Genomic DNA, 25,572 nt, shown 5'->3' with positions numbered 1-25,572 from the left:
AAGGGTCAGCGCCGCACGAAGGTGAGGTAGCTCGGCACGCGGCCTTCGCGGATCGCCTTGGCCTCGTAGCGGGTGCCGGGCCAGCCCTCGTAGGGCTTGCGCCAGTCGTCCGGGCGCTCGGCGGTCCATTCGAAATCGGGAGAACGCAGCGCGCGGGCCAGGACCCAGCCGATATAGTTGTCGATGTCGCTGGCGAAGCGCAGCTCCGCCCCCGGGCGCATCACCCGGGCCAGCTCGGCGAGGGTTTCGTCGGAGACGAGGCGCCGCTTGCGCTGGCGGCGCTTGGGCCAGGGATCGGGATAGAGGATGTAGACCCGGTCGAAGCTGGCGTCGGGCAGGGTGGGGAGGAGGTCGGTGACGTCCTCGTCCCAGACGCGGACATTGCCGAGCTTCTCGTGATCGACCACGGCGAGAAGCTTCGCCATCCCGTTCAGGAAGGGCTCGCAGCCGATGAAGTTGACGTGCCTGTGGGTGCGGGCCTGGGCGGCGAGGTGCTCGCCGCCGCCGAAGCCGATTTCAAGCCAGGTCTCGCGCGGCTCGTCGCCGCCGAACATCTCGGCGGGCGGCCGGCCCGGAACCACCCGCAGGGCGGGGAGAAGGTTCTGGACGAGCTCGTCCTGGCCGGCGCGCAGCCTCTTTCCCTTCCGGCGCCCGAAGAAGGCGCTGGCGCGTTCGGAGGCTGCGTTCATGGCGCTCAGGCCAGGGCGGACTTGAGGGCGTCCGCGAGGTCCGTCCGCTCCCAGGAGAAGCCGCCGTCGGCTTCCGGCTTGCGGCCGAAATGGCCATAGGCCGCGGTGCGGGCATAGATCGGCTTGTTGAGGCCGAGATGGGTGCGGATGCCGCGGGGCGACAGATCCATGGCGTCCATGAGGATCGCTTCCAGCTTGCCCTCGTCCACCTTGCCGGTGTCGTGCAGGTCCACGTAGATCGACAGGGGCTTGGCCACGCCGATGGCATAGGAGAGCTGCAGGGTGCAGCGGTCGGCGAGACCGGCCGCGACCACGTTCTTGGCGAGGTAGCGGGCGGCGTAGGCCGCCGAACGGTCCACCTTGGTCGGGTCCTTGCCGGAGAACGCGCCGCCGCCGTGCGGGGCCGCGCCGCCATAGGTGTCGACGATGATCTTACGGCCGGTGAGGCCGCAATCGCCGTCCGGTCCGCCGATCACGAACTTGCCGGTGGGGTTCACGTGCCAGACGGTCTCGGCCGAGACCCAGCCTTCCGGCAGGGTCTGGCGGATGTAGGGCTCGACGATCTCGCGCACGTCGTCGGAGGAGAGGTTCTCGTCCAGGTGCTGGGTCGAGAGCACGATCTGGGTCGCCGCGACGGGCTTGCCGTTCTGGTAGCGGACCGTCACCTGGCTCTTGGCGTCCGGGCCGAGGACGGCGGCACCGTTGGCCTTGGCCTTGCGGGCCCGGGTCAGGTTCTCGAGGATCTTGTGCGCGTAATAGATCGGCGCCGGCATGAGCTCGGGGGTCTCGTTGCAGGCATAGCCGAACATGATGCCCTGATCGCCCGCGCCCTCGTCCTTGTTGCCGGCGGCGTCCACGCCCTGGGCGATATGCGCCGACTGGGCATGAAGATACACGGCCACGTCGGCGTTCTTCCAGTGGAAGCCTTCCTGCTCGTAGCCGATGTCCTTGATCGCGTCGCGGGCGAGCTCGATCACCCGGTCCTTGGTGATGGATTCGGGGCCGCGCACCTCGCCGGCGATGACGACGCGGTTGGTGGTGGCGAGCGTTTCGCAGGCCACGCGAGCTTCCGGCTCGGCCGCCAGATAGGCATCCACCACCGCATCGGAGATACGGTCGCAAACCTTGTCCGGATGACCTTCGGAGACCGACTCGCTCGTGAAAAGATAGCTCGAACGGCGCACGATGGAGATTCCTTTGAGACGATGCGGAGGCTGTGCCAGGGGCTGCGGAGCCGAAGGCTACATAATGACGGCATTGCTCATGCCGCAGGCAAAAGGAAAGGTCAAGCGAACGCGTTCGTTATGCCGAACGTTCTTCGTCTTCCTGGGCCGCCAAGCTGGCGACGAGCTGGACGATGCTTTTCCGGACCCGGGCGCTCTTGATGCTGGTGAAGGTCCTGATCAGCTGGAGGCCCTCGGGGGTCGACATGACCTCGGAGATGTAGGGGGGAGATTCCTCCTCGGAGAACCCCGCATCGCTCTTGATGCTCTTGATCCCGTTGAAGAAGAAGTGGATGTCGACTCCCAGGATCTTGGCGATGTCCACGAGGCGCGAGACGCTGATCCGGTTGGTGCCCTTCTCGTATTTCTGGACCTGCTGGAAGGTCAGGCCGAGCATGTCGCCGAGCTTTTCCTGGCTCATGCCGATGGAAATGCGACGCATGCGCACCCTGCTGCCGATTTCCTTGTCGATGGAGCCGGTCGACTTCTTCATCAGTGCGAAATTCCTTGGCGAGTCTGACTTAGCGGAAGGATCAGGTCCGTTGGGCAGGGGGCGATCGGCGCCGGCGGCGCACGACTGCCGCCATTAAGCAGATCACAAGCGTGGCCGTCAAAACAAACCTGCCGTGCCGGTTGTAAACGGTGGCGGAAATCGCGGTCGGCAGGCCCGCGTCGAGAACGCCTTCAACCCCGAGTGGCAGCTTCCCGGTCACCCGGCCGAAGGGATCGACCACCGCGGAAATACCGGTATTCGCCGCCCTGACCAGGGGCAGCCCCTCCTCCACCGCCCGCAGGCGGGCCTGGGCGAAGTGCTGGTAGGGGCCGGGCGTCCGCCCGAACCAGGCATCGTTGGTCACGTTGAGGATGAGGCTGGGACGGGGGCCGTCCGGCAGGACCTCGCCCGGGAAGATCGCCTCGTAGCAGATTGTCGCAGCCATCGGCGGCAGGCCCGGCACGCTGAGCGTCGTCCGGCGCTCGCCCGGCTCGAACCCGCCCGGAATATGCACGAACTGGCGCAGGCCCACGGCCCGGATCAGGGTGTCGAGAAACCGGGGCACGTATTCCCCGAACGGCACCAGATGGACCTTGTCGTACGAGCCGAGGATCGTTCCCTGCCCGTCGATCACCTGGATGGCGTTGAAGAACTTGCCGACCGCCTCTCCGGGCAGCGGGTCGTCCATGCGCGCGGCCCCGGTGACCAGAACCGAGCCGGGCTCGAGCAGCGCCCCGATCTGGGCCAGCGACGCCGGATCCCGGTGCAGCAGGAAGGGAAAAGCCGATTCCGGCCAGACGATGTGGGTCGCGGCGCTGTGGTCCCGGCCGTCGCGTCCCGGGGCGGCGCTGATCCGCAGATAGCGCTGCATGATGGCGTCGCGGTTGCGCGGGTTGAACTTGGCGTCCTGCGGCAGGTTCGGCTGCATGATGCGCAGCCGTACGTTCTCGACCGTCGCGAGCGGTGCGGACGGCACCCGCCAGAGGCCGAACACGGCGAGCCCGGCGAGCATCGCCGCCGCCAGGGCCGGTGCGGTCCAGCGGTCGCGGAGGGTGCGCCCCGTCCCCAGAAGGGCCGGAGCGGCGCCGATTCCCACGGCCAGCACGGTCAGCCCGTAGAGGCCCACGACCGAGGCCGCCTGCATGAGCCAGAGGTGCTGGCCCAGCGCCATGCCGGGGCTGTTCCAGGGAAAGCCGGTGAAGAGATGGCCGCGCAGGATCTCGCTGACCGTCAGGGCGAAGGCGAAGGCGAGGATCCGCGCGGCGCCCGGCGTCCAGAGCAGCTGGGCGAGACCGAACCCGAAGGCCGGGAAGAAGGCGAGGAGCGCCGGCAGGCCGAGCACCCCGAACGGCATGGCCCAGGCGAACTGGTCCGCCTCCACCAGAAAGGCCGCCCCCAGCCACCACAGGCCGGCGACGAAATAGCCGAAGCCCCAGAACCAGCCGGCGAGGGCCGCGGACCGGAGGCGCGCGCCCCGGGACGGCCCGGCCTTGCCGGCGCCGTCGAGCAGCCAGACGGCGGGGGCCAGGGAGAGGGCGAGGGCCGGCAGGATGCCGAAGGGCGGCAGGCTGAGCGCGCCGACGGCGCCGGCCAGGAAGGCGACGAGCCAGCGCCGCCATCCCTGCGCGAGGATCACGCGATCCGCGATGGCGGTCATTCGGCGGCGGTGCTCTCGGACGTGAAGGGCCGCTTGTCGATCTCGGTCGTGGTGTCCGGCGCGACCGCCACCTTCCGGCGGTAGATGCGCAGGCGCTTCACCCGGCGGGGATCGGCGTCCAGAACCTCGAATTCCAGGTTGCCGGGGCCGATGATCAGCTCGTTGCGGGAGGGCACCCGTCCGGCGAGGGTGACGATGAAGCCGCCCAGCGTGTCGATGTCCTCCGCGCTGTCCTCGGCGGTCAGGTCGACCCCGAGGATCTCCTTCACCTCGTCCAGGCTCGCCCGGGCATCAGCGATGAAGGTGTCGTCCGCGCCCTGCACGATGGTGAGCTCGACGTCGTCGTCGTGCTCGTCCTCGATGTCGCCGACCACCATCTCCACCAGGTCCTCGATGGAGACGAGGCCGTCCGTGCCGCCGTATTCGTCGATCACCAGGGCCATGTGGGTCCGGGTCGCCTGCATGCGCACGAGGAGGTCGATCGCCGGCATGGAGCGGGGCACGAACAGGACCGGGCGCAGGATATTGGCGGAGGCCAGGGTCTTCATCAGGTCGACCTGGCCCAGATTCGGCAGGGGCGCATCGGGGCTGACGGAAGCCCCGGCGCTCATGGCAATGAAATCCAGGAAGTCGCGGATGTGCACCATGCCCTTGGGATCGTCGAGGGTCTCGCCGTAGACCGGCAGGCGCGAATGGCCCGCGGTCCGGAACAGCTTGAGCAGGTCGCCCAGGGTGGTGTCCGCGGCCACGGCCACGATGTCGGCCCGGGGGACCATCGCGTCCTCCACCCGGATCCGGTGGAAGCCGAGGACGTTCTTGAGCATCGCCCTCTCCTGGGGCGAGAAATCCGCATCCTCGACGGCTTCCGCGAGGGCATCCTCGAGATCGCTTCGGATGGAATCGCGAGCCTTCAGGCCGAACCGGGTGAGAACCCGGTCATACCAGTGGTCGCGGAGGCCCTCGGTATCCGCGAGGGTGCGGGTAGGTCGGTCGTTGGGACTTCGGTCTTCGTTCATCGGTGTTGATTTTCAGCCGTCGGCGTCAGCCGCTCATGCTGCCATATCGCGATAGGGATCGGCGATGCCAAGGGTGGCGAGCGCCTTCACCTCGAGAGCTTCCATGATTTCCGCCTCCGCCTCGATTTCGTGGTCGTAGCCGAGGAGATGGAGAACGCCATGGACGATCAGATGGGCAAAATGGTCCGCGAGCGCCTTGGATTCCTCCTCGGATTCGCGCACCAGGGTTTCATAGGCTAATGCAATATCGCCCAGATGGCGAGGGCCCTCGGCGCCCGGCTGTTCCGGCGCCGGGAAGGACAGCACGTTGGTGGGCTTGTCCTTGTTGCGCCAGGTCCGGTTCAGCTCCCGGATCTGGGCGTCGTCGGCCAGCATCACGCTGACCTCGAAATCCTCGTCCGCCTCGTCCGCGACGGCGACCGCCGCCTCCGCGGCCCGCTGCGCCAGGGCCTCGGCGCCTTCGAGGCGGGCCCAGTCGCCCCCCTCGACCATGATGTCGAGCTCGATCAAAACCTGCGTCCCGGTTCCTGCGGCGGCTCCTGGCGGGCGGCCGCGTCGTAGGCGGTGACGATGCGCCGCACGAGATCGTGGCGCACCACGTCCTGCTCCTTGAAGGTGACCCGGCCGATGCCCTCGACCCCGTCGAGGATGCGCACGGCCTCCACCAGGCCGGATTTCTGGCCCGGCGGCAGGTCGATCTGGGTCGGGTCGCCGGTGATGATCATCCGCGAGCCTTCGCCGAGGCGGGTCAGGAACATCTTCATCTGCATGGAGGTGGTGTTCTGGGCCTCGTCGAGCAGCACCACCGCGTTGGTGAGCGTGCGCCCGCGCATGAAGGCCAGCGGCGCGATCTCGATCATGCCGGTCTGCAGGCCCCGGTCCACGTGCCGGGCCTCCATGAAGTCGTAGAGGGCGTCGTAGATCGGGCGCAGATACGGATCGACCTTCTCGCGCATGTCGCCGGGCAGGAAGCCCAGGCGCTCGCCCGCCTCGACGGCCGGGCGCGACAGGATCAGGCGGTCGGCCTGCCCCTGCTCCAGCAGCGAGACGGCATAGCCCACCGCGAGCCAGGTCTTGCCGGTGCCGGCGGGGCCTTCGGCGAAGACGAGCTCGTGCTGCTTGAGCGCCTTGATGTAGGCGTTCTGCGCCGCGTTGCGGGCGCGCACGGGGCCGCGCTTGCGGGTGGCGATCTGGTCGAAGGCCGTCAGCCCGGGAACGGGGGCGTCCTCGGCCTGCGGGAAGAGGGTGCCCTGCAGGGTGCTTTCCTCGATGGTGCCGTCCACGTCGCCGGGGGCGAGCGTCACGCCCTGGCGGGCGCGATCATAGAGGCCCTCCAGGACCCGGCGCGCCAGTTCGGACGCCTCGGGCGTGCCCTTGACGGTGACCCGGTTGCCGTTGGCGATGGCGGTGACGTTCAGGCGCCGCTCCAGATGGGCGAGGTTCTGGTCGTACTGGCCGAAAACAAGGCTGGCGAGGCGGTTGTCGTCGAAGGTGAGGATGATTTCTGCCTCCTCCACGACGCCTGGAGGTAAGCTCGAAGAGCCGCGGCCCTTCTGAGCACGTGCGGTCACGTTGTCCGCTGGCCTCAAATGCCTCTCCTTCGTTTAAGCCGCGGCCCTGTCGCCCGGCTTGACCCATTCCCCGAACAGGCTGTTGGAGCCTGCCCGCACGATCCGCACCGTCACGATCTCGCCGATCCGGTGAACGTCGCTTTCGAACTGCACGGCCTGCAGATAGGGCGACTTGCCTGCGATCTGGCCCGGATGACGACCCGGTTTCTCCAAGAGAACGTCAAGAGTCTGGCCAACGGTTCCGTGATTGAAAGCCTGCCTTTGCGTTTCCAACAGGTTTTGCAGGCGGCTCAGGCGCTCGGCCTTCACGGCCTCGGCGACCTGCTCGCCCATCTCGGCCGCGGGCGTGCCGGGGCGTGGGCTGTACTTGAACGAGAAGGAGCTGGCGAAGCCGATATCGGCCACGAGCCGCATCGTGTCCTCGAAATCCTGGTCCGTCTCGCCCGGGAAGCCGACGATGAAGTCGGACGACAGGGCGAGGTCGGGCTGGACCTTCCTGATTCGCTCGATCAGGCGGCGGTACTCGTCGCCCGTATGCTTGCGGTTCATGGCGTCGAGGATGCGGTCGGAGCCGGACTGCACCGGCAGGTGCAGGTAGGGCATGAGGGCGGGCAGGTCGCCATGGGCGGCGATCAGCTCCTCGTCCATGTCGCGGGGGTGGCTGGTGGTGTAGCGCAGGCGCGCGATCCCCGGCACCTCGGCGAGGCGGCGCAGCAGGCGGCCCAGGGACCAGACCGAGCCGTCCGGGCCCTCGCCGTGATAGGCGTTCACGTTCTGGCCGATGAGCGTCAGCTCGCGCACGCCGGCATCGGCGAGGCGCATCGCCTCGTCCAGGATCCGGGCGACCGGGCGCGACACCTCGGCCCCGCGGGTATAGGGCACCACGCAGAAGGTGCAGAACTTGTCGCAGCCCTCCTGGATGGTGAGGAACGCCGACACGCCCCGGCTGATGGTCTTGGCCTTCGAGGGCGCGGGCAGGTGGTCGAACTTGTCCTCGATCGGGAATTCGGTGTCGACGAGGCGCTCGGACCGGGACTTCTTCAGGAGATCGGGCAGGCGATGGTAGTTCTGCGGGCCCACCACCACGTCCACGGCGGGCTGGCGGCGCAGGATCTCCTTGCCCTCCGCCTGGGCGACGCAGCCGGCCACGACGATGCGGGTCTCCTGTCCGGCCGCCTCGCGCTCCTGCTTCAGCTCGCGCACGCGGCCGAGCTCGGAATAGACCTTCTCGGCGGCCTTCTCGCGGATATGGCAGGTGTTGAGGATGACGAGATCCGCCTCCTCCATGGCCTTGGTTTCGCTGTAGCCTTCGGTCGCCAGCATGTCGGCCATGCGCTCGGCGTCATAGACGTTCATCTGGCAGCCGTAGGATTTGACGAAGACTTTTTTCACGCGCTTGGCCTGTATCTGACTGTCGGGACAGGGATCGTGCGCCCTTTTAAGGCTTTTGCGCCCGTAAGAGAATAGCGGCTCCTTGCCGAAAGTGTCTCACTGCGGGCCCGGCAGCGGCCAGCCCGGCCGCCTCCCGCACCGACGAGCCAGTGTTGCATGGAACGGCAGGCCCTCCAACCGGGCCGCCCGGGGCGAGGCGATCACCCCGCCGTCAGGGCCCTGCGCACCTCCGCCTCCGCCTGCACCGTCGCGCCCTTGCGGCTGCCGTTGAACGGGATCGGCTCGCCCCAGGTCACGACCACGTCGAGGGGCGTGGCCTGCACGAACATCTTCAGGTGCGGCGCCAGCTCCATGTCGCCGTACCAGGCGATGAAGGGGCGGTCGCGACGGGTCACGGGAAGGCCGTGGCGGCGGGTGTAGCGGATGGCGAGGGGCTGCAGCAGCACGCGCTCGCTGCCGTTCGTGAGCGCGGTCTGGGCCGCGCCCACCAGGGAGGAGCGGAAGGGGAGCAGCCGGTTGCCGTCGCTGGTGGTGCCCTCCGCGAAGAGCACGATCACCTCGCCCTTCACCAGCCGGTGGGCGAGGGCGTCGTTCACCTCGGCGGTGGCCTTGCGGCGCTGGCGGTCGATGAAGACCGAGCGCTGCAGTCTGGCGAAGAGGCCCACCACCGGCCAACCCTCGATCTCCGACTTGGCGATGAAGGACAGGGGGTGGAGCGAGCCGATGACCGGGATGTCGAGCCAGGAGACGTGATTGGCCACCACGAGGGTGGCGGCGTTCCCGGGCGGCGTGCCCCGCTCGATCACGCGCACGTTGAACAGGCGCAGCAGGATCCGGTGAAACCACATGGGGGTCCTGTGCAGGATGTCCCACCCGAAGCGCAGGGCCAGCATCTGCAAGGGGACGAGGAAAAGGCCGCACAGGCCGAGAGCGAGGAGCCTCAGGCCCACCAGGATGCGCGTCACGGATCGTCCTTGTCCAGGGGGACGGCGTAGAGCTCCAGCCGGTGGTAGACCACCTTGTAGCCGAGCCTCTTGGCGATCTCGTCCTGCAGGGCCTCGATCTCGTCCGAGTGGAACTCGATCACGGCCCCGGTCTCCAGGTTGATGAGGTGGTCGTGGTGCTCGCGCGCCGCCTGTTCGTAGCGGGAGCGGCCGTCGCGGAAATCCAGGCGCTCGATGATCCCTTGAGTCTCGAACAGCTTCACCGTCCGGTAGACGGTGGACAGGGAGATGCGGTCGTCCACCTCGGCAGCCCGGCGGTGCAGCTCCACCACGTCGGGATGGTCCGCCGCGTCGTCGAGAATGCGCGCGATGACCCGGCGCTGCCCGGTCATGCGCAGGCCCTTCTCGCGGCAGGCGCGCTCGATGGCGCCCGGCCGGCGCGGTCTTGCCGATGTGGTGTTGCGTGAAGCCAAGAAGTCCTCTCCTCGGGATGCTTATAGGCGACCCGTCCGGATCGGGCTACAGCCCGAGCCTCATGGTCAGGGCCGCGACCCGGCTTCCGTCCGGCTTGAGGTAGTACCCCGTCCGGCGGCCGGTTTCCTCGAAGCCGAAGCGGCGATAGAGCGCGATGGCGGGGGCGTTGCCCTCCTCCACCTCCAGATGGACATGGGCCACGCCGCGCCGGGAGAGGCCGTCGAGATGCTGCGCCAGGAGCGGCCTGGCATAGCCGCGGCCGCGGCATTCCCGGCTGATGGCGACCGTCAGGATCTCCGCCTCGTCCAGCACGATCCGCGAGAGAATGAAGCCGACCGGCGACGGGCGGCCGAAGACGGTCTCGCGCCCCACGAAGACCCCGTCGGCCAGCACCGCCCGGTCGCCGAGCAGGCTCTGGAACTCGAGGGGGCTCCACGGCCGCGCGAAGGCGGAGGCATGGATCGCCGCGAGCGCCGCGGCGGCCTCGGTTCCCAGCGGTTCGACCCGGGCCGGCGGCGGCGGGTAGAAGCGGTCGAGGAAGCTCATCGGCGCGCGATTCGCGCGGCGTCCTGCGGCTTGGCGTCGGGCTCGCGCAGGTAGAGCGGCTTCGGCAGGGCCTGGGTCGGGTCCGCGATGGCGCCGAGCCGGGCGACCCAGACGATGTCGGGGGCGAGCGCCGCGTCGTCGACCACGATGTCGACGCCCTGCATCCGCGCCTCCGCCGCCAGCGTCGGCGCGGCCGATCCGCTCGCCAGGATCGGCCCGGAGCCGAGGAGCCGGATCGCGTCGCGGTAGCCCATGAGGCTGGGCTGGATGATGACGCGCCCGCCGGTGGCGACGGCCTGGATGTAGATCTGCCCGTGCTTGGCGTCGATGGCGGCGGTGAAGAGGCCGCGCCTGTCCCCGGCCATGAGCGGCGCCAGGAAGGCCGAGAGCGTCGCCACGCCGATGACGGGAATATCCGCCGCGATGCCGATGCCCCGGGCGGCCGCGATGCCGACCCGCAGGCCCGTATAGCTGCCCGGTCCGACGGTGACGGCGACCCGGTCGAGGGTCTCGAAGCCGCCCTCGACCTGGGAGACCACCCGGTCGATCAGCGGCAGCAGGGCCTCGGCGTGGCCGCGCTCCATGGGGATGGTCTCGCTGGCCAGCGGCTCGGCGTCCCCCGCCTGGAGAATGCAGGCCGAGCAGGCGCCGAGGGCGGTGTCGATGGCAAGGACGCGCAAGATTCGTCTCCGTCAGGTCTCACGTCTCTTTAGCGCATCGTGCGGAAAAGTGGATTACGGATTTCGCCGAACCCGACCTTCGAGGGGTCCAGGCGATGAGACACCCGGGGAGCGCAAGGCGTCGATGGCGGGAGCCGGTCGCGCGGGGGGCACCATACGACGACAGCCGGAATCGCTGGAGCGATTCCGGCTGCGCTAACGAGGGTCTTCGCCGTTCGTCCGGGCGGGACCGGAAGACCTGTTACCCGCCGCCGCCCGAACGGACTCCGCCGGCCGGAACGCCTGTGCCGGTTCCCGTCGTGCCCGCCGGGGCCCGGACGCCGGTGCTGCCGGTCCTGTCGGGCGCGGCCGGGCTGCCGGTATCCCTGACGGTTTCGCCCGGCCGGGTGGGAACCCGGGTCAGGGGCTGGCATACGCCGCCGACCCGCTCCTCGCCTTCAAGGCAGGGCCGCGTCGCGGGCGTCTGCGCCACCGCGGCGCCGCCCAGGGTCATCAGGAGCATTCCGGCCAGGAGTGGCCTTGCCGTCGCTTTCATCACAACCTCCATTGTCGGTTCTCGGGGCTGACGCGGGAGGCGGCGATTGGTTTCAGCGTGGCGGCAATTGGAATTCCGTAAGGTACGCTACCGATCAGACCGCCTGCACCTCGCGCACGTCCGGCAGGAAGTGGCGCAGCAGGTTCTGGATGCCGTGGCGCAGGGTCGCCGTGGAGGACGGGCAGCCCGAGCAGGCGCCCTTCATGACCAGGTAGACGGTGCCGTCCTTGTAGCCCCGGAAGGTGATGTCGCCACCGTCGCCGGCCACCGCCGGGCGGATGCGGGTCTCGAGCAGCTCCTTGATGGTCGCCACCGTGGGGGCGTCCTCCTGGTCGAAGAACTCCTCGCCGTCGTCCTCCGTCTGGACATGGCCCTCGGCGAAGAGGGGCGCGCCCGACATGAAGTGCTCCATGATGCCGCCGAGGATGGCGGGCTTCAGGTGCTGCCATTCGCCGTCGGCCTTGGTGACGGTGATGAAGTCGTAGCCGAAGAAGACGCCGGTCACGCCCGAGATGGCGAAAAGGCGCCGGGCCAGGGGCGACGCGTCGGCGGCGTCCGGGGTGCGGGCCTCGAACGTGCCTTCCGGCATCACGACGCGGCCGGGCAGGAACTTCAGGGTGGCGGGATTGGGGGTGGCTTCGGTCTGGATGAACATCGGTGTTTGTCCTCTGCGCCGGTTCAAGGCCGGCCGAGCGGGTCGTCGGAAGAAGGTCTTAGAATCGTTCTAACAGGTACCATCCCCAATGTGGATCGGGCGACGGGAGATTCCAAGGGGGAGACGAGACCGGTCCGGGGCATGCCGAGGGGCCCGGGCCGGGGCCGTCACCCCGCCAGGGCGTCGATCTCCTCGTCGGTCAGGCCGCCCGGCACGACCACGATGGGGATCGGGAAGGAGGCGGCGGCGCGGCCGGCCAGCGTCGAGACCAGGGGGCCCGGTCCCTCCTTGCTGGACCCGGCCGCGAGGACCAGGAAGGAGATGTCCTCGTCCTCGTTGATGAGCTTGATGATCTCGTCGGCCCGGTTGCCGACGCGGATCACCTGCTCGGGCTCGACCCCGGCGGCGTTGCGCGCCTCGCGCGCCGCCTCGTCGAGCAGCTTCTCGGCCTGCGCGCTGGCCTCCTCGATCATGGCTTCGCCGACGCCGATCCACTCGAAGTCGTCGGGCGGGTCGACGATGCCGAGCATGACCATGCTCGCGCCGGTGCGCGCCGCGCGCCGCGAGGCGAAATGGACCGCGCGGGCGCATTCCGGCGTCTTGTCGATCACCACCATGAATTTGGGCCGGTGGCCGGCCTCGTACGATCGGCGCTTGCCGCTCACAGCTCGGTCTCCTGCGTTACACCCTGATGCTGCCCTGACCTTAGGTCATGAGCAAGTCAGCGGGCCCGCACGAAGCCGACGATGTCCTTGACCGCGCCCATGGTCTCGGACGCGATCGCCCGTGCGCGGGCGGAGCCGTCGGCCAGCACCGCATCGATATGGCCGGGATCGGCCATGAGGCGGCGCATCTCGCCGGCGATGGGGGCGAGCTTCGTCACCGCCACGTCCACGAGCGACGCCTTGAAGCCGGAGAACTGCGATCCGCCATGCTCGCGCAGCACGTCCTCGGGCGTCGAGTCCATGAGGGCGGCGTAGATGGCGACCAGGTTGTCGGCCTCCGGGCGGGCGGAGAGGCCCTCGACCTCGCTCGGTAGCGGCTCGGGATCGGTCTTCGCCTTGCGGATCTTCTGGGCGATGGTGTCGGCATCGTCCGTGAGGTTGATGCGCGAGTAATCCGACGGGTCGGACTTCGACATCTTCTTCGAGCCGTCGCGCAGGGACATGACCCGGGTGGCGGGGCCCGCGATCAGCGGCTCGGTCAGCGGGAAGAAGGCGTCGCCGAAGCCGTGCTCCGCGATGGATTCCGCGAAGTCGTTGTTGAATTTCTGCGCGATGTCGCGGGTCAGCTCCAGGTGCTGCTTCTGGTCCTCGCCCACCGGCACGTGGGTGGCGCGGTAGACCAGGATGTCGGCCGCCATCAGCATCGGATAGGCGAAGAGGCCCACCGACGCGTTCTCCCGGTCCTTGCCGGCCTTCTCCTTGAACTGGGTCATGCGGTTGGCCCAGCCCATGCGGGCGATGCAGTTGAACACCCAGGCGAGCTCGGCGTGCTCGGCCACCTGGCTCTGGTTGAACACGATGTGCTTGGCCGGGTCGATGCCGGCGGCCAGGAAGGCGGCGGTCACCTCGCGGATCTGGCGCGCGAGCTCCTTGGGGTCCTGCCACACGGTGATGGCGTGCATGTCGACCACGCAATAGATGCAATCGTGCGTCTGCTGCATGGTGACGAAGCGCTTGATGGCGCCGAGGTAATTGCCGAGATGGAGATTTCCCGTCGGCTGAACGCCGGAGAAGACCCGCTCCTTGAACTGCGCCATCGTCTTTCAACTCCCACGCTTGTCGCGGCGGGGGTTATGACAGGGCGGGGCCACGATGCAAGCCTGCTCATGCTTTTTTCGCCAGAAGGGCGATATCGTCGCGGGTGAGAGCGCCGGTCAGACGGGCCGCGGCCCCGTAGAGGACGAGGCCGCCCAGGCACAGGGCCGCGAGGACGACGGCATCCGCCCGCGGAACGAGGGCCGCCGCCGCCGCCAGCCCCAGGCCCATGACGGTGCTGGCGCAGGCGATTCGGACCGCGCGTCCGCCAAGGGCGGCATCCGGCGACCAGAGGCCGAGCCGGCGCAGGCTTCCGACCAGGACGCCCGCCTGGGCGAAGCAGCCGAGGCTGATGCCGAGCGCGATGCCGGCCACGCCGAAGGCGGGCGCGAGGAGCAGCGAGGCCGCGGCGGTGACGGCGATCCCGATCAGGGCGGCGACCAGGGTGGCCCGCAGGTGATTTCGGGCGAAGAGCGTCTGGCTCAGGACCTTGGCCACGGTGGCGAAGGGCAGGCCGAGGCTGAGACAGGCGAGGACCCGGGCCGTTCCCGCCGCGTCGGCCTGCGTGAAGGCCCCGCGCGCGAACAGGACCGACGCGATGGGCCAGGCCAGGACGACGAGGGCGGCGGCGGCGGGCAGGGCGAGGAGGAGCGCCAGCTCCAGCGCCCGGTTCTGCGCGGCCACGACCGCCTCGTCCTCCCCGGCCCGGTGCTTCAGGGCGAGCTGGGGCAGGAGCACGCTGGCCGCGAAGGCCGCCATCAGCCCCAGAGGCAGCTGCATCACCCGGTCGGCGTAATAGAGCCATGACACGCCGGAGGGCCAGAACGAGGCGATCTGCGTGCCCACGAGAACGAAGAGCTGCACCGCGCCGCTGGCCACGAGGGCCGGAAAGCCGGCAAGCAGAAGGCTTTTCACCAGCGGGGACGGGCGCGGCACGCGAAAGGCGATCATGCGGCCCTCGCCCCAGGGCAGCGCGGCGGCCATGGCGGCGAGCTGGAGGAGCCCCGACAGGCTCGCGGCGGCCGCGAGCCACGCGGCCTTCTCGGGCAGCGGCAGGGTGGAGCCCGCCTCCAGTGCGACCGCGACGGCGATCAGGCCGCCATTGACGATGAGAGGCGCGAAGGCCGCCGCGCCGTAGCGGCCGCGCAGGTTCAGGAGGGCGGCCGCGACCGACGAGAGGGTCACGCCCAGCACCATCGGGAAGCCGAGGCGGGTATAGAGCGCGACGAGGGCGAGCGTGCCGCCGTCGTCGACCAGGCCGGGTGCGAGCACGAAGGCGAGAAGCCCCGCGCCGATCTCGACCAGCCCGGACAGGGCGAGAAGCGCCAGGGCGAAGACCGACACCACGTCCCCCGCCACCCTCGCCGCCTCGCCGGGCTCCAGGCGGCTTAAGGCAGGCACGAGGGCCGGGTTGAGCCCGCCCTCGCCGACGATGCGCCGCACCAGATTCGGCAGCCGGAACGCCGCCAGGAACGCATCCGCCACCGGCCCGGCGCCGAGCACCTGCGCGAACAGGATGTCCCGGCCGAAGCCGAGGATCCGCGACGCGACGGAGCCGAGGCCGACCAAAAGGGAGGAACGGATGAGCGACATGCCAGCCGCGCTTAACCGGTCCGGAAGCGATTGTCCAAGACGACGAAAGGCTACGGCCGCCGGGGGACTCCTTCCGGTGTCGCTGTTCGTCCAACTCTATCCCCTCACCCTCGTCCTGAGGGGACCGTCAGGTCCGTCTCGAAGGACGAGGGCGTCTCCGGAATGCACTGGAGCCTCCTTCGAGACGCCGCTGTCGCGGCCCCTCAGGATGAGGGTGGAGTTTGGTTGCGACCGTCGTGGATCTGGCTGCAATGGCGCGACCTCATTCCCTCCCCCTTGTGGGGAGGGTTAGGGTGGGGGTGTGAGCGCCGGACCGTCATAGGCTATCGCCCACACCCCCACCTCCATCTCCTCCCCACAAGGGGGAGGAGAGCAGGTCGGCGCTTCCGGCGCGAGATCATGACTCTCGCGGTCGAGCGCTACCCTCTCGCGGCGGCAATCGCCTCCCGCTTCTGGGCCAGGGTCATGCCGCCGACATAGGAGTCGGTGCCGACCAGGAAGGAGGGGGTGGCGACGAAGCCCAGGGAATCGCCGAGCTTGAAGGCATCCTTCATCCACCCGGTGGTGCGCTCGCTGTCGGCGACGGCGGCGAGGCGCGCGGGATCGGCGCCCAGCCGCTCCGCCTCGGCCATCGCCCGCTCGCCCGTCACCGTGCCGCGCAGCCCGAAGAGCGCGAGATGGAGCGGAAGGTAATTTTCCGGCCCCTGCACCTGCAGGAAGGCCAGGGCCGCGCGGGTCGCCTGGACGGACGGCGCGCCGAGCACGGCGAAATTCACCAGCACGTAGCTCAGGTCCGGCTCGGCCTTCAGCAGCGCGGGCAGGTCCTTCGCGGAGCGTTTGCACCAAGGGCAGTTGTAGTCGAAATACTCGATCATGATCACGTCGCCATGGGCATGGCCGAGGCGCACCGCCGAGGGCAGGGCGAGGGTGTCCTCGATGAGCTCCACCGGGGCCCGCTGCGCTTCCGGCGCCTCCTGCGCGAAGGCGGGAACGCCCGCGCCCGACAGGGCGAGGCCGGCAAGAAGGGTTCGGCGGGACAGGATCATCGGCAGGGCACTCGGGTGAGGGGACGCCCGTGGTGCCGCGCAACCGTGGCAATAGCAAGATCGGTGCGGGCTCTCTCGCGCCCTCGTGAAGGGGGCGGTGCGACGTGTCCGGCAAAGCTGCGGCGGCCGGGAGCATCCCTGAACATCGTAGGATCGGCTCCAACACCGTTAGACGTTGCATGCTGTTTTGTTACAGTGTTAGGACCTCTCGAATACCAGCAGCAGGGGGCCGAATGTCAACGAAGGCAACAGACCAGATCGGCAAGGAGATCGGGCTTCGGATCCGCCTGCGCCGGACGCAAATCGGCATGAGCCAGATGAAGCTGGGCGAGGCTCTGGGAGTGACGTTTCAGCAGGTCCAGAAATACGAGAAGGGCGCCAATCGGATCAGCGTGGGACGGTTGAACCGGATCGCCGCAACCCTGGGAGTCGAGACCTCGTTCTTCCTGCCCAAGACGGACGCGACAGGATTTCCAAGCGACATCGTGCCGGCCGACAAGGATAGCCTGGAACTTCTGTCGCTGTTCGACCGCCTGCAGAACAAGGCGATGCGGCAGGCGATTCTCACGCTGGCCCGGTCAGCCTGCGAACAGGAACGGGACTTGCAGGCTATTCATCGTCGGAAAAACCCATCTCGTCGATCAGCCGATCTGCCGCCTGCAGGAGCGCGGGCAGAGACGGCAGACGCTGAAAGTCGCTCGTCGTCAGGCCTTTCCTGATCGTCGCCAGATCCGTAACGACACGCAGGAGCGAAAGCGTGATTCTTTCGTCGTGCGTCAGCTTTCCTTCGTCGCCGCCGAGATTTCCTGCGAATTTCGTGCTCATCTTCCGAACCCGAACGATTAGCTGGCCAAGAGCGTCAGTGCGGTCGCGTGCGCATCGCCCGGCTCCATGCCCCAGACCAGCACGGGCTGCGTCCAGCCGGTCGCGTCCCGAACGCCATCGAGGGATTTTCGGTTCACGTCCATGAAGGCCGCCAGCGTCATGGAGCCGGCAATCTCTTCCGGCAGGCCGAGCGCCTGCGTGGTCCACCCGAAACGCTGCCAGCGGGGCAGCCAGAAGGTTTCCATGACGCCCCCGACACGGGTCGCGCCGATGGCGAGGCAATATTCCATCACCGCGCAGAAAAGGGCTCCTGCCACCGACTTCTCCCCATGGCCGGTCCGGCAAGCCGGGGTCACGAACATCCGGGTCCATTCGATCGTTTCGTGATCCCGGGGCACCGTCCCCCGCTGCACCAGGCGCGGATAGACTTCGCTCAGGAGGGTCGGCTCGGACATGCGGATCATCCGCGACCCGCCGACGACGTCGGGACCGATCATGGCGATCAGGTGAACGGCCGCGCTGGTATCGAACTGGTCGCGTTCGAGACCGTCTTCCCGTCTCAGATCCTCCCAGCCCCGCTCCTCGACGTAGATCAGATGGCGCCAGCGAAAGTAGCTGTCCAATTCCTTTGCATATTGCGCTGCGTTCTCCCTGGTCACGACATGGACCTGAACCATAGCCCGCCCCCGTTTGCGATGAATGACGGGATCATTCCAAACGCCGCGGGCTCCGCATATCCGAAGATCTTGGGAGGTCAGTAGGGCTGGAGTTCGCCCGACTGGAGCGCCGCCACGACGGCCTGGGTCGTGTTCGCCACGTGCAGCTTGCGCCGGATGTTGTCGAGATGGGTGATGACCGTCGCCTGGGAGATGCCGAGGATGGCCGAGGTCTCCCAGGCGCTCTTGCCGGCCGCCGCCCAGGTCAGAACCTCGCGCTCCCGCGGGGTGAGCTTCTGCCTGACGCGAGGCTGCTCCTCGCCTAGGAGCGCGCGCAGGCGCCCATGGGCCGTGACGGCCAGCAGGTGGGCCGCTGCCAGTTCCTTCGGGCCGGCATCGAGGCGATACTCGCTCGCGAAGCTGAACGCCGATTGCCATCCCGTCGCCGTATAGATCGGGACGCAAAAGCCGTCGGCCAATCCGAACTCGACCGCTTCGTCCATCATGGTTTGTGCAAGGGCCTTGTCCCTGCGATGGGGAGCATCGCCCCAGCGAAAGGGCGAGGTTGTGGTGAACACGTTCTGTCCGACGGGATCGATCTGGAAGTAGTCCTGCGAGGTATAGCGCTCGAACCAGTCCTCCGGCCAGGAACTCAGGAGGACGAGGGGCTCAAGGGGGCGGTTGGGCAGGGGCAGGCCGGTCACGATGAACGACGAAAAGCCGAGATCGGCCACGGTGGCCTGGAGCTCCCGCATGACGGCATCGGCGCTTGCAAGCTCTCGGCACCGTTCGACGAAGTCGAAGACACGTTCGATGTAGTGATGCCTGAAAGCCATTGCCGGCCCTGTCGCAAGCGCCTGAAAATGCTACAGGATCACAACCACCGTTGCTTGTCGCTGTCAATGCGGCAATCCTGAATGGTTCCCCCTCCTCTGCTGTCGGGAGAAGCGGGCTGTGCGGCTATCGCGTCATCCGGCCAGCGCTCCCTTCACGGCCTCTACCGCCCGCAGGCTCAAGGCCGCGATGGTGAGCGTCGGGTTGGCCGTCGCGGAGGTCGGGAAGACGGCGGAGCCGAGGATGAACAGGTTGCGGTGGTCGTGGCTGCGCAGGTCCCGGTCCACCACGGAACTCTTCGGGTCCTCGCCCATGCGGGCGGTGCCGATGATGTGGCCGGCGCCGGCGGCATCGTCCTGATGCTGCACCCCGGTGGTGCCGAGGCGGGCGAAGATTTCCGCGTGGGCGTCGCGGGCCGCCGCGAGGCCGGCCTTCACGTAGTCGTCGTAGCGATAGGCGAGGCGGGGCAGGGGCACCCCGTACATGTCGGTCTCGGTGGGATCGAGGGTGACGCGGTTCTCCGGGTCGGGCAGCTGCTCCACCAGGGAGGCCACGCGCACGTGCCGCGAGGTGTGGTGCCGGAGCGCGTCGTCGAGGGCCTTGCCGCGCAGGCCCGTGCGGGCGAGGTCGGCGGCGGTGCTGACCGGCGCGCCCGTCGGCCAGGACCAGCCGTCGTTGCCGATCTCGACGCGGAAGGCCGGCCGCTCCTTGCGGAAGGGGCCGTCGCGCAGGTTCTCGATGCCGGAGGTCGAGAGCGGGCCGCGATAGGGCCAGACCGGATCGTTCGCGAGCGCCCAGCTCAGCTGGGTCGGGTGGTCCATGAGGTTGCGGCCGACCTGGTCGGAGCCGTTGGCGACACCGCGCGGGGTGGCCTCGGAGCGGGAGTTGAGCAGCAGGCGCGGCGTCTCGACCGCGTGGGCCGCGATGACGAAGACCTTTCCGACCGCGCGGATCTCGCTGCCGTCCGGGCGCTTCGCGCGGATCGCCGCGATGCGGCCGTCCGGTCCGGTCTCGACGAAGGTCGCGGTGGTCCGGTCGTAGAGCACGGCGCCGCTCTTCTCGGCCCGGTCCACATGCACGGTGGCGTCGTACTTCGCCTGGACCGGGCAGACCGGGATGCAGCTCGCATTGCCGCAGCAGGAGGGACGCTCGTCCCGGTCCTGCGAGTTGCGCCCCTGCGGGGTCGCGCGGACCTCGTAGACCGTGCCCTCGAGAGCCTTGGCGAAGGCCTTGTCGAGATAGGTCTGCGGAATGGCCGGCATCGGATAGGGAGTGGAGCGCGGCGCGCCGAGGGGCTCGTAGGAATCGCCCGAGACGCCGATCTCGTTCTCCGCCTGGCCGTAGAACGGCTCCAGGTCGTCATAGGCGATGGGCCAGTCGACGCCCCGGCCGTAGAGGCTCTTGAGGCGGAAATCCGCCGGCACGTGGCGCAGGCAGGTGCCGAGCCAGTGCCAGGTGGTGCCGCCGACCACCTTCACATAGGTGCTCTTGAACGTGTCCGGCCCGGCCTGCCGGTACCAGTGGTTCAGGTCGTCGGTGATCGGGTGCTCCGCCTGAGGCGTCGGCGGATAGGGGCATTCGGGCACCTTGATCAGGGCGTCCCAGTAGCGCTGCGTCGCCTCGGCGCGGTCGACCTTCGACCCGGCCTCGATGATCGCGACCTTGAGGCCGCTTTCCGCCACCTTGGCGGCCAGGGTCGCTCCCGCGACGCCGGACCCGACGACGATGACATCGGCTTGAATGTCGGCCATGGTTTTGTGCCCCGAGATGAAGATCAGCTTTGCGGAGGATCGGCCCAGTAGCCGGTCTCGCCGCCGCAGGAACCGAAGGGCTTGGTGTAGTCGAGGGCGTTCCAGACCAAGGCCCCCGTGAAGGTGGCGAGCACCTCGCCCCGGTCGGTGTCGCAGACGCCCGAATACCAGGCGGCCACGATGTCCTCGGCGACGGTGCCGGCGGAGACGTTGGGGTTTTCCGTCAGCATCACGAGGCCGGGGCCGCGCCCGATGGAGGTGAGGCCCTTCAGGATCGTTGCCGCTGCGTCAGAGTCGAGATCGCCCGGTTCCGCGCCGGTCAGGCGGGCGGACAGGGCCTTGAACTCGTCCGGGCCGATGGTGTCGCGGGATTGCGCCGGGCGGGAGAAGCCCGCGGCCAGCGCCAGGGTCATGCCCGCGCTGCTCAGCATGAGCGCGCGGCGCGTCATCGATGGCGCCATTCCGATCCCCCATCCAGCCATGGCCCGCCCCGTCGTTGTGGTTATGCGGGCGCAGGCGTGCCGATGGAGATTACGTTACGGCAGATTAAGAAATCGCAAAGAGGGGCGAAGTCGCGAAGGTTGGGCCGGTCGAAGGCCGATACGAGGAGCGTCGCCCGAACTCTCCTCCCCACAAGGGGGAGGGAAAAGGCGTCGCGCCATCGGAAGGGGTTCTCTTACCCTTCCTCCCCCGTGACGCCGGCGGCGTCCTGGGCCTTGAGCACCTCGGGGCGCGGCATGGAGATGATGTTGTAGCCCGAATCCACGTAGTGGATCTCGCCTGTCACGCCGTTGGACAGGTGGGACAGGAGGTAGAGGGCCGAGCCGCCGATATCCTCGATGGTCACCGTGCGCCGCAGGGGGGCATGGGCCTTCTGGTAGGTGAACATGAGGCGCGCATCCGAGATGCCGGCGCCTGCCAGGGTGCGCACGGGGCCTGCCGAGATGGCGTTGCAGCGGATGCCCTGCGGGCCGAGATCGGAGGCGATGTAGCGCATGGAGGCTTCCAGCGCCGCCTTGGCCACGCCCATCACGTTGTAGTTCGGCATGACCCGGGTCGAGCCGCCATAGGTGAGGGTGAGGAGCGAACCGCCGTTCTTCATGCGCTTGGCGGCGCGCTGGGCGATCTCCGTGAAGGAGAAGCAGGAGATCACCATGGTGCGGGAGAAGTTCTCCCGGGTGGTGACGTCCACGTAGGGACCCTTGAGCTGGGACTTGTCGGAGAAGCCGATGGCGTGGACCACGAAGTCCAGGCCGTCCCACTGCTTGTCGAGGGCGTCGAACACCGCGTCGACGGAGGCGATGTCCTCCACGTCGCAGGGAATGACCAGGTTGGACCCGAGGGACTGGGCCAGGGGCGTCACGCGCTTGCCCAGGGCCTCGCCCTGATAGGTGAAGGCGAGTTCCGCGCCGTGCTCCGCCAGGGCCTTGGCGATGCCCCAGGCGATGGAATGGTCGTTCGCGACGCCCATGATGAGGCCGCGCTTTCCTTGCATCAGACCGGTCACTTGGGTCCCCCTTGTCGACGGCTCGATTGTTTGCCGCGGATTGTTATCAAAGCGTGCACCGCGAGCCGCGATATCGATGTTGCCGAGCGTGTCCATGCGGGGTCCCCCAGAAGATCCACGGGGGATTCGCACGGGCACGTCTCAATGATGTGACGCTCGTTTTAAGCGTTATACCGGCTGAAGACGAGTGTGGCATTCGTGCCGCCGAAGCCGAAGGAGTTCGACAGGACGGTGTCGATCTTGGCGTTGTCGATCCGCTTGCGGACGATGTTCATGTCGGCGAATTCCGGATCGAGCTCCTCGATATGGGCGCTCTCGCAGATGAAGCCGTTGTTCATCATGAGCAGGGAATAGATCGCCTCCTGCACGCCCGTTGCGCCGAGCGAGTGGCCGGTGAGCGACTTGGTGGCCGAGATCGGCGGGCACTTCTCGCCCGTGCCGAAGACCTCGCGAATCGCCTCGATCTCCTTCTGGTCGCCCACGGGGGTCGAGGTGGCGTGCGGGTTGATGTAGTCGACGGGGCCCTTCACGTCCTTCAGGGCCATGCGCATGCAGCGGATCGCGCCCTCGCCGGACGGGGCCACCATGTCGTAGCCGTCCGAGGTCATGCCGTAGCCCACCACCTCGCCGTAGATGCGGGCGCCGCGGGCCTTGGCGTGCTCGAGCTCCTCCAGCACCAGCACGCCCGCGCCGCCGGCGATCACGAAGCCGTCGCGGTTGGCGTCATAGGCGCGCGACGCGGTCTTGGGCCGGTCGTTGTACTTGGTCGACATGGCGCCCATGGCGTCGAAGAGGGACGACATGGTCCAGTCCAGGTCCTCGCAGCCGCCGGCGAACATCACGTCCTGCTTGCCGTACTGGATCATCTCGTAGGCGTTGCCGACGCAGTGATTCGAGGTCGCGCAGGCGGACGAGATCGAATAGTTCACGCCCTTGATCTTGAACCAGGTGGCGAGGGTCGCGGAGGCCGTGGACGACATGGCCTTGGGCACCGCGAAGGGGCCGATGCGCTTGGGGCCCTTGTCGCGGGTGATGTCGGCCGCCTCCACGATCACGCGGGTCGAGGGGCCGCCGGAGCCCATGATGATGCCGGTGCGCTCGTTGGAGATGTCGCTCTCCTCCAGGCCGGCGTCGCGGATCGCCTGGTCCATGGCCACGTGGTTCCAGGCCGTTCCCCGGCCGTGGAAGCGCATGGCGCGCCGGTCGACGATCTCCTCGGCGTTCAGGTTCGGAGCGCCGTGGACCTGACAGCGGAAGCCGTACTTCTCGTAGTCCTCGGCCTTGCTGATGCCGGATTTCGCCTCCCGCAGCGAGGCCAGAACCTCCTGCGTGGTGTTGCCGATGGACGAGACGATGCCCATTCCGGTGACGACGACGCGCCTCATAGCCTTGACCTCTTCATAGGAACTTCGTGGCAGCCATTGTCGGGAGACGTAAGGCCGACCGTGCTCAATCTCAACCGTGAGCCTTCGAATGATCGGAGAGCATGATCCGGAAGGTCCGGGCGGATCCTCCGGAAAAGCATGCCCGGACAGTGTGTTGGGCCGGGTGGGGCCTCAGCCGCCGGCGGCCGCGTCGGCCTGCTGGAACAGCCCGACCCGCAGGTCCTTGGCCTCGTAGATGCGCTTCCCGTCCGCCTCGAGCCAGCCGTCGGCGATGCCGAGCACCAGCTTGGAGCGGAAGACGCGCTTGAAATCGACGCCGTAGACCACCTTCTTGTGGGTCGGCAGCACCTGGTCGGTGAATTTCACCTCGCCGACGCCGAGCGCCCGGCCGCGGCCCGGGGAGCCGGACCAGCCGAGGAAGAAGCCGACCATCTGCCACAGGGCGTCGACGCCCAGGCAGCCCGGCATCACCGGGTCGCCCTTGAAGTGGCAGGGGAAGAACCAGAGATCCGGCCTCACATCGAGTTCGGCGCGCACATGGCCCTTGCCGTGCTCGCCGCCGTCCTCGCCGATGGAGGTGATGCGGTCGAACATCAGCATGGGCGGAAGCGGCAACTGCGCATTGCCGGGACCGAACAATTCTCCGCGCCCGCAGGCGAGAAGCTCTTCGTAAGTAAAGCTCGACTGGCGCGCCATGCCGGATGCCGATCCTTTCATCACTGTCTCAAATGCGGCCTGCGGTCTGCCCGAGGCCCTCGAACGGGGCTCTGGTAGCACAGGCTTGGCCGTCCATCAAAGGGACCTGCGCCCCCGGCCACGAACTTTATAATGCCGCAGGAGGGCAGGGCCCGGTTAGCCTTGCGGCAAGAGCCTCGCTTTCCTATCATGGAGATGATAGAAGCACTTATTCTTACAATCAGTTCCGACGATGACCGATCCCTTGTCCGACTACATCCAGGCCACGACCGCTCCCGCCCATCGCCGGGGCTGCCCCCTGTCCGAGCTGCGGGACAAGCTGCGCCGCGTCGGCCTGCGCCCGACCCGGCAGCGGGTTTCCCTGGGCTGGCTCCTGTTCGGCAAGGGCGACCGGCACATCACGGCCGAGGTCCTCTTCGACGAGGCGGTGAAGGCCCGGGTCCCGGTTTCGCTCGCCACCGTCTACAACACCCTGCACCAGTTCACGGAAGCGGGCCTCCTGCGCCAGCTCGCGGTCGACGGCTCCAAGGCCTATTTCGACACCAACCCCACCGAGCACCACCACTTCTTCCTGGAGGATGTGGGAGAGCTGGTGGACATGCCCTCCGCCGGGGTCAGCGTCGGCGACCTGCCCGAGCCGCCTCCGGGCATGGAGGTGGCGGGTGTCGAGGTCATCGTCCGCCTCCGCCGGAAAGCCTCCTGACGGTCACATCGTTAAGGCTTTTTTCGCGGAGCGGTTGTAAAGTCCTCACATGCCGCTCGGCCACTGCCTTCTCGCCCTGTTCGTCACCGTCATCTGGGGGCTCAGCTTCGTCGTCATCAAGATCGGCGTCGGCGCCACGCCGCCGCTTCTGCTGGCGGCTCTGCGCTTCGCCTTCGCGGCGCTCCCGGCGGTGTTCTTCATCCCGCGCCCGAAGACGGGCTGGCGCTACATCCTGGGCTACGGCTTCTTCCTGGGCATCGTCCAGTTCGGGCTGCTCTTCGCGGCCATCGCGCTCGGCATGCCGGCGAGCCTGGCCTCCCTCATCATGCAGGCGCAGGTCTTCTTCACGATCCTCTTCGCCGCCCTTCTCATGGGCGAGCGGCCGAGCCCGTACCAGATCGTCGGCGGGATCATCGCCTTCCTGGGCCTCGGCCTCATCGCCTGGCCGCGGCTGGCGGGCAGCGAGGCCGTCCCGTTCCTGATGACGGTCGCGGCCTCCGCCGCCTGGGGCGTCGCCAACATCGTGTCCAAGCGCGCCGGCCGGGTCGACATGCTGGGTTTCGTGGTCTGGGCGAGCCTGATTCCGCCCATTCCCCTGCTCGGGCTTTCGCTCTGGCTCGACGGACCGGCGCAGGTGGCCGCGGCCCTGAGCCATCTCGACCTCAAGGCCCTCGCGTCGGTGGCCTATCTCGCCTACCCGACCACGGTCTTCGCCTTCGCGGTCTGGGCCTACCTTCTCTCGCGCTATCCGGCCGCCACGGTCACGCCCTTCGCGCTGCTCGTGCCGGTGGCCGGCATCGCGGGCGCGTCGGTGATCCTGGACGAGGCCATGGCGCCCATCGAGGCGGTGGGCGGCGCCGTCATCATCCTGGGACTGGCGATCAACGTCTTCGGCCCGCACCTCGTGCAGAGGCCGGGACCGGCCTAGGCGGCTTCGCGGC

At 68.3% G+C, this 25,572-nt stretch carries 28 protein-coding genes; 3 read left to right on the top strand and 25 right to left on the bottom strand.

Features of this window, described 5'->3' with window-relative positions:
• Positions 1-5: 5 nt before the first annotated feature.
• The 18 genes from ACFOYU_RS24860 to ACFOYU_RS24775 form a co-directional block, all read right to left on the bottom strand.
• Entirely contained in the window at positions 6-689 is a 684-nt protein-coding gene (locus ACFOYU_RS24860) for a tRNA (guanine(46)-N(7))-methyltransferase TrmB (RefSeq protein WP_377035615.1), read from the bottom strand.
• 5 nt (positions 690-694) lie between these two features.
• Positions 695-1,873, bottom strand: coding sequence for a methionine adenosyltransferase (gene metK, locus ACFOYU_RS24855; protein ID WP_377035614.1), 1,179 nt, complete (start codon positions 1,871-1,873; stop codon positions 695-697).
• Positions 1,874-1,991: 118 nt separating this feature from the next.
• Complete coding sequence (locus ACFOYU_RS24850; RefSeq protein WP_226738447.1) at positions 1,992-2,405, bottom strand: helix-turn-helix domain-containing protein; 414 nt, start codon at positions 2,403-2,405, stop codon at positions 1,992-1,994.
• Between the two features lie 40 nt (positions 2,406-2,445).
• Positions 2,446-4,062 (bottom strand): apolipoprotein N-acyltransferase, encoded by a 1,617-nt coding sequence (gene lnt, locus ACFOYU_RS24845; protein WP_377035613.1) that lies wholly within the window; start codon positions 4,060-4,062, stop codon positions 2,446-2,448.
• Positions 4,059-5,078 carry a hemolysin family protein gene (locus ACFOYU_RS24840; protein ID WP_226738451.1) on the bottom strand — a complete coding sequence of 340 codons (1,020 nt, stop codon included), beginning with the start codon at positions 5,076-5,078 and terminating at the stop codon, positions 4,059-4,061. Before ACFOYU_RS24840 ends, lnt begins: the two co-directional genes overlap by 4 nt.
• Positions 5,079-5,111: 33 nt before the next feature.
• Positions 5,112-5,570: an rRNA maturation RNase YbeY gene (ybeY, locus tag ACFOYU_RS24835; protein ID WP_226739235.1), complete on the bottom strand. Its 459-nt coding sequence runs from the start codon at positions 5,568-5,570 to the stop codon at positions 5,112-5,114.
• Between the two features lie 14 nt (positions 5,571-5,584).
• Entirely contained in the window at positions 5,585-6,667 is a 1,083-nt protein-coding gene (locus tag ACFOYU_RS24830) for a PhoH family protein (protein ID WP_377035612.1), read from the bottom strand.
• Positions 6,668-6,682: 15 nt separating this feature from the next.
• The gene (gene miaB / locus ACFOYU_RS24825) at positions 6,683-8,041 is read right to left on the bottom strand and encodes a tRNA (N6-isopentenyl adenosine(37)-C2)-methylthiotransferase MiaB (RefSeq protein WP_377035611.1); all 1,359 of its coding nucleotides are present in this window, start codon (positions 8,039-8,041) and stop codon (positions 6,683-6,685) included.
• A gap of 200 nt (positions 8,042-8,241) precedes the next feature.
• A complete protein-coding gene (locus ACFOYU_RS24820) occupies positions 8,242-9,006 on the bottom strand; it encodes a 1-acyl-sn-glycerol-3-phosphate acyltransferase (protein WP_226738458.1) in 765 nt (254 codons plus the stop codon).
• Entirely contained in the window at positions 9,003-9,458 is a 456-nt protein-coding gene (locus tag ACFOYU_RS24815) for a Fur family transcriptional regulator (RefSeq protein ID WP_264196374.1), read from the bottom strand. The genes ACFOYU_RS24820 and ACFOYU_RS24815 overlap by 4 nt, the downstream gene beginning before the upstream one ends.
• 46 nt (positions 9,459-9,504) lie before the next feature.
• Complete coding sequence (locus ACFOYU_RS24810; protein WP_226738460.1) at positions 9,505-10,005, bottom strand: GNAT family N-acetyltransferase; 501 nt, start codon at positions 10,003-10,005, stop codon at positions 9,505-9,507.
• On the bottom strand, positions 10,002-10,685 hold the full coding sequence (gene tsaB / locus ACFOYU_RS24805; RefSeq protein ID WP_377035610.1) for a tRNA (adenosine(37)-N6)-threonylcarbamoyltransferase complex dimerization subunit type 1 TsaB: 684 nt from the start codon (positions 10,683-10,685) through the stop codon (positions 10,002-10,004). Before tsaB ends, ACFOYU_RS24810 begins: the two co-directional genes overlap by 4 nt.
• Positions 10,686-10,926: 241 nt before the next feature.
• Entirely contained in the window at positions 10,927-11,220 is a 294-nt protein-coding gene (locus ACFOYU_RS24800; RefSeq protein WP_377035609.1) for a hypothetical protein, read from the bottom strand.
• A 94-nt stretch (positions 11,221-11,314) separates the two neighbouring features.
• On the bottom strand, positions 11,315-11,875 hold the full coding sequence (locus ACFOYU_RS24795; RefSeq protein WP_377035608.1) for a NifU family protein: 561 nt from the start codon (positions 11,873-11,875) through the stop codon (positions 11,315-11,317).
• A 167-nt stretch (positions 11,876-12,042) separates the two neighbouring features.
• Entirely contained in the window at positions 12,043-12,540 is a 498-nt protein-coding gene (locus ACFOYU_RS24790; RefSeq protein WP_226738468.1) for a universal stress protein, read from the bottom strand.
• 56 nt (positions 12,541-12,596) lie between these two features.
• On the bottom strand, positions 12,597-13,637 hold the full coding sequence (gene trpS / locus ACFOYU_RS24785; RefSeq protein ID WP_226738470.1) for a tryptophan--tRNA ligase: 1,041 nt from the start codon (positions 13,635-13,637) through the stop codon (positions 12,597-12,599).
• 67 nt (positions 13,638-13,704) lie between these two features.
• A complete protein-coding gene (murJ, locus tag ACFOYU_RS24780) occupies positions 13,705-15,228 on the bottom strand; it encodes a murein biosynthesis integral membrane protein MurJ (RefSeq protein WP_377035607.1) in 1,524 nt (507 codons plus the stop codon).
• A 419-nt stretch (positions 15,229-15,647) separates the two neighbouring features.
• Complete coding sequence (locus ACFOYU_RS24775; protein ID WP_226738474.1) at positions 15,648-16,274, bottom strand: thioredoxin domain-containing protein; 627 nt, start codon at positions 16,272-16,274, stop codon at positions 15,648-15,650.
• A gap of 179 nt (positions 16,275-16,453) precedes the next feature.
• Between ACFOYU_RS24775 and ACFOYU_RS24770 the strand changes: the two genes are divergently transcribed.
• Positions 16,454-16,993: a helix-turn-helix domain-containing protein gene (locus tag ACFOYU_RS24770; RefSeq protein WP_377035655.1), complete on the top strand. Its 540-nt coding sequence runs from the start codon at positions 16,454-16,456 to the stop codon at positions 16,991-16,993.
• Positions 16,994-17,116: 123 nt separating this feature from the next.
• On the opposite strand, the gene ACFOYU_RS24765 is transcribed toward ACFOYU_RS24770, so the two are convergent.
• The 7 genes from ACFOYU_RS24765 to fabA form a co-directional block, all read right to left on the bottom strand.
• Positions 17,117-17,776: an acyl-homoserine-lactone synthase gene (locus ACFOYU_RS24765; protein WP_377035606.1), complete on the bottom strand. Its 660-nt coding sequence runs from the start codon at positions 17,774-17,776 to the stop codon at positions 17,117-17,119.
• Between the two features lie 77 nt (positions 17,777-17,853).
• Positions 17,854-18,591 (bottom strand): LuxR family transcriptional regulator, encoded by a 738-nt coding sequence (locus tag ACFOYU_RS24760; protein WP_226738481.1) that lies wholly within the window; start codon positions 18,589-18,591, stop codon positions 17,854-17,856.
• Positions 18,592-18,723: 132 nt separating this feature from the next.
• Positions 18,724-20,340 carry a GMC family oxidoreductase gene (locus tag ACFOYU_RS24755; RefSeq protein ID WP_377035605.1) on the bottom strand — a complete coding sequence of 539 codons (1,617 nt, stop codon included), beginning with the start codon at positions 20,338-20,340 and terminating at the stop codon, positions 18,724-18,726.
• Positions 20,341-20,363: 23 nt separating this feature from the next.
• A complete protein-coding gene (locus ACFOYU_RS24750) occupies positions 20,364-20,801 on the bottom strand; it encodes a sugar dehydrogenase complex small subunit (protein WP_377035604.1) in 438 nt (145 codons plus the stop codon).
• A 215-nt stretch (positions 20,802-21,016) separates the two neighbouring features.
• The gene (fabI, locus tag ACFOYU_RS24745) at positions 21,017-21,847 is read right to left on the bottom strand and encodes an enoyl-ACP reductase FabI (RefSeq protein ID WP_319004820.1); all 831 of its coding nucleotides are present in this window, start codon (positions 21,845-21,847) and stop codon (positions 21,017-21,019) included.
• A gap of 161 nt (positions 21,848-22,008) precedes the next feature.
• Positions 22,009-23,232, bottom strand: coding sequence for a beta-ketoacyl-ACP synthase I (fabB, locus tag ACFOYU_RS24740; protein WP_377035603.1), 1,224 nt, complete (start codon positions 23,230-23,232; stop codon positions 22,009-22,011).
• A gap of 171 nt (positions 23,233-23,403) precedes the next feature.
• Positions 23,404-23,949, bottom strand: a complete 546-nt coding sequence (gene fabA, locus ACFOYU_RS24735) for a 3-hydroxyacyl-[acyl-carrier-protein] dehydratase FabA (RefSeq protein ID WP_377035602.1) — start codon at positions 23,947-23,949, stop codon at positions 23,404-23,406.
• 211 nt (positions 23,950-24,160) lie between these two features.
• Here fabA and irr point away from each other — a divergent pair, with 211 nt between their 5' ends.
• Positions 24,161-24,631: a Fur family transcriptional regulator Irr gene (irr, locus tag ACFOYU_RS24730; protein ID WP_226738489.1), complete on the top strand. Its 471-nt coding sequence runs from the start codon at positions 24,161-24,163 to the stop codon at positions 24,629-24,631.
• 49 nt (positions 24,632-24,680) lie between these two features.
• Entirely contained in the window at positions 24,681-25,559 is an 879-nt protein-coding gene (locus ACFOYU_RS24725; RefSeq protein WP_377035601.1) for an EamA family transporter, read from the top strand.
• Positions 25,560-25,572 lie beyond the last annotated feature (13 nt).

It is taken from the genome of Microvirga sp. GCM10011540 (genome assembly GCF_042650665.1).
GTDB lineage: Bacteria > Pseudomonadota > Alphaproteobacteria > Rhizobiales > Beijerinckiaceae > Microvirga > Microvirga lenta.
This window is presented reverse-complemented; position numbering and strand designations above follow the sequence as displayed.